Here is an 11,680-nt window from a genome sequence, read left to right as displayed (position 1 = left end):
CGACTTCCTGACACCCGCTGAGCGGAGGTAGATGGACATGACACCCCGCGCGATGGACGCCGCTCAGAGCGCCGTGATGCCCGCGACCGGTCTGGCTGCGCAGCTACGGGGTCCGGCGGTGGCGGTGGGGCCCGAGGCAGCGGTGCGGGAGGCTCTGGCGCGGATGGTGGCGGAGCGGGCCGATATTGTGGTGGTCGTCGACAGTGCGGGCTCGCGGCCCCTGGGGGTGCTCACCCAGCGGGATGTCATTGAGCGTGTCGTGCTGGCCGGTGCGGATCTGGGTGAGGCGGTTGCCGGCGTCATGACCGGCGGGGTTGTGTCGCTGCCCCTGACGGCCAGCGCCCACCAGGCCCGCCTGGCCCTGGCCTGTCACGACCTGCGCCATCTGGTGGTGGTGGATGGCCGCGGTGCCTTGGCCGGGCTGGTGTCCCGCGTTGATCTCTACGCCAGCCGCAGCGTCGACGTGGAGGATCTGGTCGAGGCCATTCACGCGGCCACCGACATCGCCGCCCTGGCGCAGGCCGCCCACCGGGTGCGCGAAGCGGCGGCGCGACGGGTCGAAGACGGAACCGCCGCCCACGTCTGCGAGTGGATCGCCATCCTCAATGATCTCGTGGTGCTGAGTGCCGTTGATCTGGCCGAAGCCGAGTTCGAGCTGCCGCTGGTGCCTTGGTGCTGGCTGGCCTTTGGTTCCGAGGGGCGCCTGGAGCAGACTCTCGATACTGACCAGGACAACGGGATTGTTTTCGTGCCCGAGTCGGAGCGGGACACCGAAGCCCTCCGCCAGCGTTTCCTGCCCTTTGCACGGCGGGTCAATGAGGTGCTCGATGCCTGCGGCTTTCCCTTTTGCAAGGGCGACGTGATGGCTGGAAATCCGCGCTGGTGCCTGTCGATGACGGAGTGGCGCGGGCAGTTCGCCGGATGGATGAGCTGCGCCACGCCTGATGATCTCCTCAATGCCACGATCTTCTTCGATTTTCGCGCCATCGCCGGAGATGTGGCGCTGGCGGCCCGGCTCCAGCAGTGGCTTCTCGCCAATGCCGGCGACAACGACCTGTTCCTGCGTTTCATGGCCGCCAATGCCTTGCGCGGCGGGCCGCCCCTGGGGCGCATCCGCGACTTCGTGGTGGACCGGGAAAGTGGTCTTCTCGACCTCAAACGCGACGGCAGCCGCATCTTCGTGGACGCGGCACGCATCCTTGCCCTTGCCCTGGGGGTTTCCGACACCGCCACGAGTGGCCGTCTGGAGGCGGCCGGCGCCCTCCTGGGCTGGCCCCGGCGCGAGGTGGACGCCTGCCTTGAAGCCTTCGATTTCATCCAGCAGTTGCGCCTGCGCGGCCAGCGGGAAAAGGCCGGGCCGCCCAACCGGATCGCCCCCTCCGCCCTCAACGAGCTTGAGCACGCCTTTCTCAAGGAGTCCTTCCGCCAGGCCCGCAAGCTGCAGCAGAAACTCCAGTTTCGCTACCAGTTGTGAGGCCGATGCCCGGCGAGGCTATACTCGAAGCCGTCGATAGGGGAGTAAAGATTGAGCGATATCCGCGCAAGGCAGCGGGCGTACTGGCGGGCCACCCAGCGACTGACCGCCGTTCTATTGCTGGTCTGGGCAGCGGCCAGCTTCCTGCCAGGCTGGTTTGCCGAAGATCTGAACACGGTCAGCTTCCATGGCTGGCCCCTCGGCTTCTACATGGCCGCCCAGGGGGCGCTGATCATCTTTCTGCTCATCGTCTGGATCTACGACCGCTGGATGACCGGGCTCGAGCGGCGTTACGGCCTGCATGACGACGATTGAGCGCTTGTGAATAATTCCACTGTGCGGCCTGATTTCACCCCGGCGATGCTCACCGCACGCTTTGTCTGCTTGCGCTTACCGGCGCGAACGCCAACCGCCCGCCGCGATTGCTGCTCAAGCCCTGAGCGCCCATGAGGTCGACGCCCGCCCTGTTCCGCCGCCTCGGGCGCTATTACGCCTTCTATGCGGCAGGCTTCGTCTGCCTGGTGATCTTCCTCGCCGTGGCGGAGCAGGTGGGCTTGAGCCCGCGCTGGATCGGCCAGATCTTCCTGTTCTCCACCATCGCCATTTACGCCGCCATTGGCGTGATGAGCCGTACCTCCGACGTCTCCGAATACTATGTGGCCGGCAGGCGGGTACCGGCCCTGTTCAACGGCATGGCCACGGCCGCCGACTGGATGAGCGCGGCCTCGTTCATCGGCCTGGCCGGCACGCTTTACTACTCCGGCTTCGTCGGTCTGGCCTTCGTCACCGGGTGGACGGGCGGCTATGTGCTGGTGGCCCTGCTGCTGGCGCCCTTCCTGCGCAAGTTCGGCCAGTTCACCATTCCCGACTTCCTCGGCGCCCGCTACGAGGGGCACTTTGCCCGGGTGGTGGGCGTGTTCGCCGGCGTGCTGGCCAGCTTTGTCTACGTGGTCGCCCAGATCTACGGCGTGGGCCTGATCACCAGTCGCTTCATCGGCATCGAGTTCGAGATCGGCGTCTTCGTCGGCCTGGCGGGCATCCTGGTGTGTTCCTTCCTCGGGGGCATGCGCGCCGTTACCTGGACCCAGGTGGCCCAGTACCTCATCCTCATCATCGCCTACCTGGTGCCGGTGGCCATCCTCTCCTACAAGGTCACGGGCGTTCCTGTTCCCCAGGCGGTGTATGGCGAGGTGCTGCGGGATCTGGGGGTCAAGGAGCTGGAGCTGTTCTCCGAGCCGCGGGAGAACGAGGTTCGTCTGCAATACCGCTACCGGGCCGACGAGTACGCCCGCAAGATCGCCGACCTGCCCGAATCCCTCGCCGCCGAACGTATCGGGCAGGTGGAGCGGGTCACCGAACTGCGCACCCAGGGCGCCCCCGCCCGGGAGATCGCCGCCGCCGAACGCACCCTGCGGGATCTGCCGCGCACCCCTGACGAAGCCCGGATCAAATGGGAGCGCGCCCGCCAGGACAGCCTGTCCCGCTCCGTCAATCCGCCCCCCCACGCCGAAGCCCACCCCGGTATCGACCAGGCCGCCAAGGACAGCGCCCGCAACAACTTCCTGGCCCTCACCTTCGTGCTGATGGTGGGCACCGCCGCGCTGCCCCACATCCTGATGCGCTACTACACCACGCCCAGCGTGCGCGAGGCGCGGCGCTCGGTGTTCTGGTCGTTGTTCTTCATCTTCCTGCTCTACGTCACCGCGCCGGCCTACGCGGTGTTCGCCAAGTGGGAGGTATACAGCAACCTCATCGGCACCGACATCGGCAGCCTGCCCGGCTGGGTGGCATCCTGGGGCAAGGTCGGGCTGGTCAAGATCGAGGACATCAACGGCGACGGCATCCTGCAGCTGGCCGAGCTCACCATCAACAGCGACGCCATCCTGCTGATCATTCCCGAGATCGCCGGCCTGCCCTACGTGGTGTCGGGCCTGGTGGCGGCCGGCGGGCTGGCGGCCGCGCTGTCCACCGCCGACGGCCTGCTGCTGACCATCTCCCACGCCCTCTCCCACGACCTCTACTACAAGATGGTCAATCCCCAGGCCTCCACCCAGCGTCGCCTGGTGATCACCAAGTCCCAGCTGCTGGTGGTGGCGGTGGTGGCTGCCTGGGTGGCCTCCCTGCGCCCGGACAGCATCCTGTTCATGGTCGGGCTGGCCTTCTCCATCGCCGCCTCGGCCTTCTTCCCGGCCTTGGTGCTGGGCATTTTCTGGAAGCGCGCCAACAAATGGGGCGCCGTGACGGGGATGCTGGCGGGGCTCGGCATCACCCTGTACTACATCGTCCGCACCCACCCCTTCTTCGGCGGCAGCATGGGCGACGCCTGGTTCGACATCCACCCGATCTCCTGCGGCGTCTTCGGCGTACCCCTGGGCTTCATCGTCATCGCCATCGTCAGCCTGCTCACCCCACCCCCCCCACTGGAGGTGCAAGCCCTCGTGGACTTCGTCCGGATGCCCGATCAGGGCCGAAAAACCCTCGAAACCGAAAACAGGCTTTGACTTTTTAAAATCTTGATATATAGTGCCGCCTCCACTTGGAGAGGTGGATGAGCGGTTTAAGTCGCACGCCTGGAAAGCGTGTTCAGGGTAATACCCTGACGCGGGTTCGAATCCCGCCCTCTCCGCCAAATTCAAAGCACAACGCCCCGCAAGGGGCGTTGTGCTTTTCTGCGATCCGTATTTGTCTTTGTATCTTTAATCGACCACAATAAAGTATCTAATTTTGGTCATATCAGGAGGCGCACCATGGAGCAGGTTCTGGCATCACGCTCGGTCAGCATCACCGAACTCAAACGCAGCCCTTCCGCGGTGCTTGAGCAGGCCGGGTTGGAACCCGTGGCCGTACTCAACCACAACCGCCCCGCGGCTTACCTGCTGTCGCCCCAGGTTTATGAAGCCATGCTGGAGCGCCTCAACGCCGATCTCCGTGTCGCCATACAGGAGGGCATCGACAGCGGTCCGGCCATTCCTGCAGTCGATCTGCTTGCCGAACTGAATGCGCGCTACGCCGAGCCGAATGGCGAACTTGCCGGCGAGACTCGCCGCGAGCGCGCGACTTGATGCTGGAAGTCGTCTTCTCGCCGAAGTCTCGGCAAGACCTTCTGGACATCGCGGACTACATCGACAAGGACAGCCGGCCCAATGCCCGGCGCTTTGTTGGCAAACTTGTCGAGCAATGCCAGCGCATCGGCACTGCTCCCCTGGGTTACCCCGGAAGGGAGGATCTGGCACCCGGACTGCGCATGGCAGCCTTGGGCAGCTACGTGATCTTCTTCCGCGTCATCGATGGCGCGGTACGCATCGAGCGCGTGCTGCATGGCGCCCGTAATCTACCTGTGGTGCTGGGTGTTCAGGGGCATGCAGGCGCCTGATGTGCGCCGCCGTCTGCCGCTTCGGCCCCGTCAGCGCCGCCCGACAAGATAACGCACGCCCTCCGGCCCGTAGCTCTCCGCGTGGGGCTGCTCAGCCACCAGGTGAAAGACATCCCCCACCCGGTACAGCCGGCTCCCGCCATCCACGTCAATGCGGATCTCCCCGGCCAGGATCAGGGCCAGGGCCTCGAAGGGGTGGGTGTGCAGGTCAAGCCGGCCATTGGCCTCCCGCTCGACGATCACGGTCTGGCTGAAGCCTTCGTCGCGAAGGCGCTTCTCGAAGGTGTTCCGATCCATGGCGACCTCCGCACTCGGTCGGCGGGCGCGGGGAGGCGCCCGCCGGGGGGCTTACTGCCCCAGCAGCGCGTCCAGCATCTCCACCATCTGGTCGATCTCGCCCTCGCTCACGTTGAGCGCAGGCATGAAGCGCAGCAGGTTGGGGCGAGGGGCGTTGAGGAGCAGGCCGACCGGGTTTTGTTCCAGCGCGGCCTTGACCAGGGCCGGGCCACGGTCGCTGTCGAGGATGAGGGCGCGCAGCAGGCCGCTGCCCCGTTCGCCGCCCAGGCTGTGGCGGGCGGAGAGTTCCAGCAGGCGGCGGGAGAGGTATTCACCGCGGGCGCGCACGCCGGCCAGGAAGTCATCGGCCAGCAGGGTGCGCAGCACGGCCACGCCCACCGCAGTCATCAGCGGGTTGCCGTTGTAGGTGCCGCCCTGGTCGCCGGGCACGAAGCAGCAGATCTCCTCGCGGGCGAGGAGGGCGGCCAGGGGCACGCCACCGCCGATGCCCTTGCCCAGGGTCATGATGTCGGGCTCGATGCCGGCCTGGGTATGGGCAAACAGGGTGCCGGTGCGGCCGATGCCGGACTGCACTTCGTCGACGATCAGCAGCAGGCCGCGTTCGCGGGTGAGTGTGCGCAGGGCCTGCAGGAACGCCGGGTCCGCGGGGATGACGCCACCTTCACCCTGCACGGGCTCCAGCATCACGGCCACGGTGCGTTCGTTGATCAGGGCCTTCACCGACTCGATGTCGTTCAGGTCTGCCTTGGGGAAGCCCTGCACCTGGGGGGCAAACAGGGTGTCCCAGCCGGGCTTGCCGGAGGCCGACATGGTGGCCAGGGTGCGGCCGTGGAAGCTGTGGTCGAAGGTGATGATCTCGTAGGCGCCGCCCTTGTGCACCTGGCCCCACTTGCGGGCCAGCTTGATGGCGCCCTCGTTGGCTTCGGCGCCGGTGTTGGCGAAGAACACCCGGTCGAACACGGAGTTGGCGGTGAGGATGCCGGCCAGCTCGATCATCGGGCCGTTGTAGAAGGCCGGGCTGGGGTTGAGCAGGGTGCCGGCCTGGGCCACCAGGGCGTCGCGGATCTGGGGCGGGCAGTGCCCCAGGCAATTGACCGCCCAGCCCTGGATGAAGTCCAGGTAGGCCTTGCCGTTGTGGTCATGCAACCAGCTCCCTTCGCCGCGCACGAAGACGAGGTCGGGCCGGTTGGTGATGGTCATCAGGGCGTCGCTGTTGTAATCGCCGTATTGCACTGGGTTGCTCCGGATTCGGTTGTCAGGGGGATGCCCGGGAAAGGGCGGGACCACAATTGTAAGCCTACTGTTTTGCAGCCGTGCGTGCGGCGCTGCGGGGTACGCGCTTGCGCTTCTCGGTCGGCGTCGCGGGTGCCGGACTGCGAGCGGGCAGAGTGATGCGCTCCACGGGCGCATGGGGGCCGGTGATGACCTTGTCGAGTACGGAGTACAGCTCATCAATCAGCTCGCGCCCGAGGGCCTCTTCGAGTTTGCGGTACTGGGCCTGGATCAGCGGGGCGATCTCTTCCACCAGCTCGCTGCCCCGGGGGCTCAGGCGGACGATCACCCGGCGCTGGTCTTCGGGCACCCGGCTGCGGCTGATTACGCCCAGGTCGTCCATGCGGGCCAGCACGCCCGCCAGGCTGGGACTGAGGATCTGGCAGATGTCGCAGATCTCCCAGGGCTCGAGCTGCTCCCGTTCGCTCAGTACGCGCAGGATGCGCCACTGCTGCTCGGTGAGCCCGAAGTGGTTGAGGATGGGGCGGAAGTGGCAGATCAGTTCTTCCCGGGCTTTCAGGAAAAGCTGGGGCAGGTTGCGGTAGGAAATCCTGCTCTGCATGGGGTCTCGTGCTCCTGTGATGGGGGGGCGGGGGCTCCCGTGGCCAAGCTTCAATGATACCTGTTGACTCCCTAACATCGAAGTGATCTTCTTGCGCCATGTCCGCCGCCGACCCTGCCGACCGCTCCGTGGAGTGGCCCCAGTCCATCCCCGATATCCACATCACCCGAATCTATGAAGGGGATCCGGAGTGCGACGTACACTACGAGACCTTCGGCCGGCTGGCCGAGATCTTCGGCCGCAACACGCCGGCCCACCGCCATTCGCGCTTTTACCAGGTTCACCTGCTGGTGCGCGGCAGCATCAGCCTGCAACTCGATGACCAGGCCTATTTTGCCGAGGCGCCGCTAGTCTTCATCACTCCGCCGGCCATCCCCCACGCCTTCTACTCCGAGGAGAATACCGACGGCCACGTGATCACCGTGCGCCAGGAGGTGGTGCGGGCCTGGTACGCATCCCTGCCGGGGCAGTGGCCGGATGCCCAGCTACGGGAGTCGGCCTTCCTGCCCCTAGGCGGTGTGGCGGCGGAGGTTCAGCCCGAGGTTGAGCGCCTGATGCAGCTAGCCGGGCTGTTGCAACAGGAGTTCGGGGGGCGCGAGAAGGGGCGTTCCGCAGCGGTGCGGGCCCTGGGGTTGTGTTTCTTCATCAGCCTCAACCGTCTGCTAGCCACCAACATCCAGGTCATGCCCTTGAAGCGTGAGCGGGGGGATGATCTGCGCATCTTCCTGAGCTTCTGTGATCTGGTGGAGGCCCACTTCCGCGACCACCTGACCCTGCCCGATTATGCCGGCAAGCTGGCCGTCACCGAAGCCCGTCTCAACGACGTATGCCGGCGCATGGCCAACCTGCCGTCCAAGGAGGTGGTGCACGACCGCCTGCTCCAGGAGGCGCGGCGCCTGCTGCGTTTCTCCACCACACCGGTGGGGGAGCTGTCCTATCAGCTAGGTTTTGCCGACCCGGCCTACTTCTCGCGCTTCTTTACCCGGCGGGTGGGAATGGCGCCGAGCCAGTTCCGCATCCAGCATCAGGATCAGATTCGCTGATCCGTTCATCAGCCGGGCTTTGAAAAGTACAAGCCAAGGCGCTGATCGTCCATTCACTAACATGTTACTGTTTGGTGTAATGCCTCCCACGCCGGCCCGTGTTTCCGCCGGACGCATAACCAGGAGGCGGGGCTATGGAAGACCAGCAATTCGATGTGACGCGCAAGTTTGTGCGGGTAACCGGTGAGCGTGACGGCGGCCTGGTCGAGTTCGAGTTTTCGGTGGGCGAGCCCGAGCTGGCGGTGGAGCTGGTCATGCCCCGCGCCGCCTTTGCCGCCTTCTGCGCCGACAACCGGGTGACCCTGCTGGAGGCGGCATCCGCCCGCCCCGAGGGCGACTTTGCCTGGAACCTCCACGACGCCACCCACCAGCGCTTCCGCTGAGCCCGCCGCAGGCTCCGCGCAACCGACACCCGAGGAAGAGGAGAACATAATGAGCATGGATCTTCGCACCATCACCATCGAGCCCCTGCGGCAGACCTTCGGCCACCTCGCCCGGCGGATGGGGGCGGACAAGCCGGCCTCCCGCTACATGGAAGGCACGATGGACCTGCAGCCGGTGGAGAACTACCACTATCGCCCCACCTGGGATCCGTCCCACGACATCTTTGATCCGGCCCGTACCCGCATCACCATGAAGGACTGGTATGCGCTGAAGGATCCGCGCCAGTTCTACTACGGCGCCTGGACCCTGGCCCGGGGCCGCATGCAGGAAACCGCCACCGCCGACTTCGACCTGGCCGACGAGCTGGGCCTGGCCACGGGCTACCCTGCCGCCGGCAAGAAGGTCATCAACGAGGTGCTGCTGCCCCTGCGCCACGTGGCCTGGGCCTCCAACATCAACAACTCTGCAGTGGCCGCCTACGGCTACGGCATCGCCATCTCCCAGGCGGCTGCCTACGCCTGCATGGATCAGCTCGGCATCGCCCAGTTCATCACCCGCCTGGGCATTGCCTTCGACGAGATCGACGCCCTCGCCGAGGCCAAGCAGGACTGGCTCGAGGCCCCCGTGTGGCAGGGGCTGCGCCACTACGTGGAAGACATGATGGTGATGGACGACTGGTTTGAGCTCTTTGTCACCCAGAACTTCGCCCTCGAGGGCCTGCTCTTTCCACTGATCTACGACAAGCTCACCGACCGCCTCAACGCAGCCCACGGCCCGGTGCTGAGCATGCTCACCCGCTTCCAGCGCGAGTGGTTCACCGAGAACGTGAAGTGGGTGGATGCGGTGCTGAAGGCCGCCGCCGCCGACAACCCGGCCAACAAGGCGCTGCTCGGCGAGTGGATCGCCGCGGCCCGCCAGCGCTCCGTCGAGGTGCTCACGCCGGTGGCCGAGCTGGCCTTCGGTACCGACGGCGCCGCCGTCCTGGACGAGGTCGTCCAGCAACTCAATGCCCGCGCCGCCAAGGCCGGTATCCCCGTCTGAAAGCCGCTGTCATGACATCCAACGCCTTCATTGCCTTCCAGAAGAACGAAGAGACCCGCTGCATCGTCGAGGCCATCGTCGATGACAACCCCGACGCCGTGGTGGTGGATCAGCCCGCCATGGTCAAGGTGGACGTGCCCGGCCGCCTGGTCATCAAGCGCGCCACCGTCGAGGAGAAGATGGGTCGTGACTTCGATCTGCAGGAGTTGCAGCTACACCTGATCACCATCTCCGGCCACCTGGACGAGAGCGACGACGAATTCACCCTGAGCTGGGAAGCCTGACCCGTACACCCAAGGAGAGACACCATGGACATGAAAGTATCCAAGAAGCTCGGCCTCAAAGAGCGTTACACCATGATGACCCGGGATCTGGCCTGGGACACCACCTTCCAGCCGATGGACAAAGTCTTCCCCCAGGTGGGCTACGAGGGCATCAAGATCCACGACTGGGACAAGTGGGAAGACCCCTTCCGCCTGACCATGGACGCCTACTGGAAATACCAGGCCGAGAAGGAGCGCAAGCTCTACGCCATCCTCGACGCCTTCAACCAGAACAACGGCCATCTTTCCGTTACCGACGCCCGCTACATCAACGTGCTCAAGCTCTTCCTGGGCTCCACTCCGCCGCTGGAACTGATGGCCGCCCGCGGCTTCAGCATGGTGGCCCGCCAGATGGTTGGCGCCGGCCCCCGCGTGGCCTGCATGATGCAGTCGGTGGATGAATACCGCCACTTCCAGACCCAGATCCACTCCATCAGCAACTACAACCGCTTCTACAACGGCCTGGACGAGTTCGCCCACCAGCAGTCGCGCATGTGGTACCTGTCGGACGGCAAGTCCTTCTTCGACGATGCCATCACCGCCGGCCCCTTCGAGTTCATGGTGGCCATCGGCTTCGCCTTCGAGTACGTGCTGACCAACATCCTGTTCGTGCCCTTCATCTCCGGCGCCGCCTACAACGGCGACATGGCGGCGATGACGGTGGGGTTTTCGGCCCAGTCGGACGAGGCCCGCCACATGACCCTGGGCCTGGAGTGCATCAAGTTCATGCTCGAGCAGGACCCGGACAACCTGCCCATCGTGCAGCGCTGGATCGACAAATGGACCTGGCGCGGCACCCGCAAGCTGGCCTCGGTGGGCATGATGATGGACTACATGCTGCCCAAGCGGATCATGAGCTTCAAGGAAGCCTGGGAGATCTATTTTGAGCAGAACGGCACCGCCCTGTTCACCGACCTGGCCCGTTACGGCGTCAAGGTGCCCAAGTGCTTCGGGCAGACCATCGAGGAGAAGGAGCACATCACCCACCAGTCGTGGATCGGCTTCTACATGAAGCCCGACGCCTGCCCCTTCCACACCTGGATTCCGGCACCTGACGAGCTGGACTGGCTGTCCGAGAAGTACCCCAACACCTTCGACAAGTACTACCGCCCGGTGCTGGAGCATTTCGACAGGCAGGAAAAGGCCGGCAAGCGCTTCAACAACAAGACCCAGCCCATGAACTGCCAGGTCTGCGTGTCCACCATCAAGTTCAACGAACCCGGTGACCCGATGGAGATGTGCTTCCGCGAGACGGTGTACAAGGGCGAGAAATTCCATTTCTGCTCCGACCACTGCAAGGAGATCTTCGAGAACGAGCCCGAGAAGTACGTGCAGACCTTCATCTCCTCCCACGCCGCCCTGCAGGGCAAGTGCGAGCCCGAAGGCACTGACGTGAATGCCCATGACTATCGCCCGGGTGCCCGCATGCACGCCTACTGGCGCATGGACAAGCGCGCCACCGGTGACTTCAACGGCTCGGAAGACCAGAAGAACTTTGCCAAGTGGCGTGCCCAGGCCACCAAGAACTGAGGAGCGTGATCATGACTCTGCTGAAAACCCTGGCCCCCTATGACTTCCCCTCCAGCGACGCCGTCGAGAACTACGCCGGCCGCCAGCTCCTGTACATCAACTGGGAGCGCCACCGCATGTTCTCGCGGCCCTTCGTGCTGGCGCTGCCGCCCGAGACGCCTTTTGGCGAGATCATCGACGCGTACATGAGCGACTGCTTCAGCTACCACCCCGACTGGGCGCAGATCGACTGGAGCAAGGTGGAATGGCGCAACGGCAACCGGCCCTTCAGCCCCGACCGCAACAAGAGCCTGGCCGACAACGGCATCGGCCACAAGGATCTGATCCGCCTCGCCACGCCGGGGCTGGACGGCATTGCCGGCTCGGGCTACTGAGGGTATC

Annotated in this window: 14 protein-coding genes and 1 tRNA gene; 12 read left to right on the top strand and 3 right to left on the bottom strand. The window is 65.2% G+C overall.

Going from position 1 to position 11,680, the window contains the following annotated elements; all coding sequences use genetic code 11:
* The first annotated feature begins 37 nt into the window (after positions 1 to 37).
* The 6 genes from J0L98_RS10200 to J0L98_RS10175 all read left to right on the top strand — a co-directional run bounded on the left by J0L98_RS10200 (position 38) and on the right by J0L98_RS10175 (position 4,847).
* Positions 38 to 1,474, top strand: a complete 1,437-nt coding sequence (locus J0L98_RS10200; protein WP_296411667.1) for a DUF294 nucleotidyltransferase-like domain-containing protein — start codon at positions 38 to 40, stop codon at positions 1,472 to 1,474.
* 51 nt (positions 1,475 to 1,525) lie between these two features.
* Complete coding sequence (locus tag J0L98_RS10195) at positions 1,526 to 1,789, top strand: DUF4212 domain-containing protein (protein WP_296411666.1); 264 nt, start codon at positions 1,526 to 1,528, stop codon at positions 1,787 to 1,789.
* A 131-nt stretch (positions 1,790 to 1,920) separates the two neighbouring features.
* Positions 1,921 to 3,975, top strand: a complete 2,055-nt coding sequence (locus J0L98_RS10190; RefSeq protein ID WP_296411665.1) for a VC_2705 family sodium/solute symporter — start codon at positions 1,921 to 1,923, stop codon at positions 3,973 to 3,975.
* A 37-nt stretch (positions 3,976 to 4,012) separates the two neighbouring features.
* Positions 4,013 to 4,103: transfer RNA gene (locus J0L98_RS10185), tRNA-Ser, on the top strand.
* A gap of 118 nt (positions 4,104 to 4,221) precedes the next feature.
* On the top strand, positions 4,222 to 4,536 hold the full coding sequence (locus J0L98_RS10180) for a type II toxin-antitoxin system Phd/YefM family antitoxin (RefSeq protein WP_296411664.1): 315 nt from the start codon (positions 4,222 to 4,224) through the stop codon (positions 4,534 to 4,536).
* Positions 4,536 to 4,847, top strand: a complete 312-nt coding sequence (locus tag J0L98_RS10175) for a type II toxin-antitoxin system RelE/ParE family toxin (protein WP_296411663.1) — start codon at positions 4,536 to 4,538, stop codon at positions 4,845 to 4,847. Before J0L98_RS10180 ends, J0L98_RS10175 begins: the two co-directional genes overlap by 1 nt.
* Before the next feature lie 30 nt (positions 4,848 to 4,877).
* On the opposite strand, the gene J0L98_RS10170 is transcribed toward J0L98_RS10175, so the two are convergent.
* The 3 genes from J0L98_RS10170 to hpaR form a co-directional block, all read right to left on the bottom strand.
* Positions 4,878 to 5,144: a cupin domain-containing protein gene (locus J0L98_RS10170; RefSeq protein WP_296411662.1), complete on the bottom strand. Its 267-nt coding sequence runs from the start codon at positions 5,142 to 5,144 to the stop codon at positions 4,878 to 4,880.
* Positions 5,145 to 5,195: 51 nt separating this feature from the next.
* Complete coding sequence (locus J0L98_RS10165) at positions 5,196 to 6,377, bottom strand: acetylornithine transaminase (protein ID WP_296411660.1); 1,182 nt, start codon at positions 6,375 to 6,377, stop codon at positions 5,196 to 5,198.
* A gap of 64 nt (positions 6,378 to 6,441) precedes the next feature.
* Positions 6,442 to 6,978: a homoprotocatechuate degradation operon regulator HpaR gene (gene hpaR / locus J0L98_RS10160; RefSeq protein ID WP_296411658.1), complete on the bottom strand. Its 537-nt coding sequence runs from the start codon at positions 6,976 to 6,978 to the stop codon at positions 6,442 to 6,444.
* A 98-nt stretch (positions 6,979 to 7,076) separates the two neighbouring features.
* Between hpaR and hpaA the strand changes: the two genes are divergently transcribed.
* The 6 genes from hpaA to J0L98_RS10130 all read left to right on the top strand — a co-directional run bounded on the left by hpaA (position 7,077) and on the right by J0L98_RS10130 (position 11,673).
* Entirely contained in the window at positions 7,077 to 8,021 is a 945-nt protein-coding gene (gene hpaA, locus J0L98_RS10155; RefSeq protein WP_296411656.1) for a 4-hydroxyphenylacetate catabolism regulatory protein HpaA, read from the top strand.
* A 134-nt stretch (positions 8,022 to 8,155) separates the two neighbouring features.
* Positions 8,156 to 8,404: a phenol hydroxylase subunit gene (locus tag J0L98_RS10150; protein WP_296411655.1), complete on the top strand. Its 249-nt coding sequence runs from the start codon at positions 8,156 to 8,158 to the stop codon at positions 8,402 to 8,404.
* 49 nt (positions 8,405 to 8,453) lie between these two features.
* A complete protein-coding gene (locus tag J0L98_RS10145) occupies positions 8,454 to 9,446 on the top strand; it encodes a phenol hydroxylase (protein WP_296411654.1) in 993 nt (330 codons plus the stop codon).
* A gap of 11 nt (positions 9,447 to 9,457) precedes the next feature.
* On the top strand, positions 9,458 to 9,730 hold the full coding sequence (locus J0L98_RS10140; protein WP_296411653.1) for an MmoB/DmpM family protein: 273 nt from the start codon (positions 9,458 to 9,460) through the stop codon (positions 9,728 to 9,730).
* A gap of 24 nt (positions 9,731 to 9,754) precedes the next feature.
* Positions 9,755 to 11,299 carry a YHS domain-containing protein gene (locus J0L98_RS10135; RefSeq protein WP_296411652.1) on the top strand — a complete coding sequence of 515 codons (1,545 nt, stop codon included), beginning with the start codon at positions 9,755 to 9,757 and terminating at the stop codon, positions 11,297 to 11,299.
* 11 nt (positions 11,300 to 11,310) lie between these two features.
* Entirely contained in the window at positions 11,311 to 11,673 is a 363-nt protein-coding gene (locus J0L98_RS10130; protein WP_296411650.1) for a phenol hydroxylase subunit P4, read from the top strand.
* Positions 11,674 to 11,680: the final 7 nt, after the last annotated feature.

The sequence above is a fragment of the Zoogloea sp. genome (assembly GCF_017302315.1).
Classification (GTDB): Bacteria; Pseudomonadota; Gammaproteobacteria; order Burkholderiales; family Rhodocyclaceae; genus Zoogloea.
This window is presented reverse-complemented; position numbering and strand designations above follow the sequence as displayed.

Coding starts and splice junctions, on each gene's coding strand:
- J0L98_RS10200 (WP_296411667.1), top strand. CDS start 38: ATGACACCCCGCGCGATGGACGCCGCTCAGAGCGCCGTGATGCCCGCG.
- J0L98_RS10190 (WP_296411665.1), top strand. CDS start 1,921: ATGAGGTCGACGCCCGCCCTGTTCCGCCGCCTCGGGCGCTATTACGCC.
- J0L98_RS10180 (WP_296411664.1), top strand. CDS start 4,222: ATGGAGCAGGTTCTGGCATCACGCTCGGTCAGCATCACCGAACTCAAA.
- J0L98_RS10175 (WP_296411663.1), top strand. CDS start 4,536: ATGCTGGAAGTCGTCTTCTCGCCGAAGTCTCGGCAAGACCTTCTGGAC.
- J0L98_RS10170 (WP_296411662.1), bottom strand. CDS start 5,144: ATGGATCGGAACACCTTCGAGAAGCGCCTTCGCGACGAAGGCTTCAGC.
- hpaR (WP_296411658.1), bottom strand. CDS start 6,978: ATGCAGAGCAGGATTTCCTACCGCAACCTGCCCCAGCTTTTCCTGAAA.
- hpaA (WP_296411656.1), top strand. CDS start 7,077: ATGTCCGCCGCCGACCCTGCCGACCGCTCCGTGGAGTGGCCCCAGTCC.
- J0L98_RS10150 (WP_296411655.1), top strand. CDS start 8,156: ATGGAAGACCAGCAATTCGATGTGACGCGCAAGTTTGTGCGGGTAACC.
- J0L98_RS10145 (WP_296411654.1), top strand. CDS start 8,454: ATGAGCATGGATCTTCGCACCATCACCATCGAGCCCCTGCGGCAGACC.
- J0L98_RS10140 (WP_296411653.1), top strand. CDS start 9,458: ATGACATCCAACGCCTTCATTGCCTTCCAGAAGAACGAAGAGACCCGC.
- J0L98_RS10135 (WP_296411652.1), top strand. CDS start 9,755: ATGGACATGAAAGTATCCAAGAAGCTCGGCCTCAAAGAGCGTTACACC.
- J0L98_RS10130 (WP_296411650.1), top strand. CDS start 11,311: ATGACTCTGCTGAAAACCCTGGCCCCCTATGACTTCCCCTCCAGCGAC.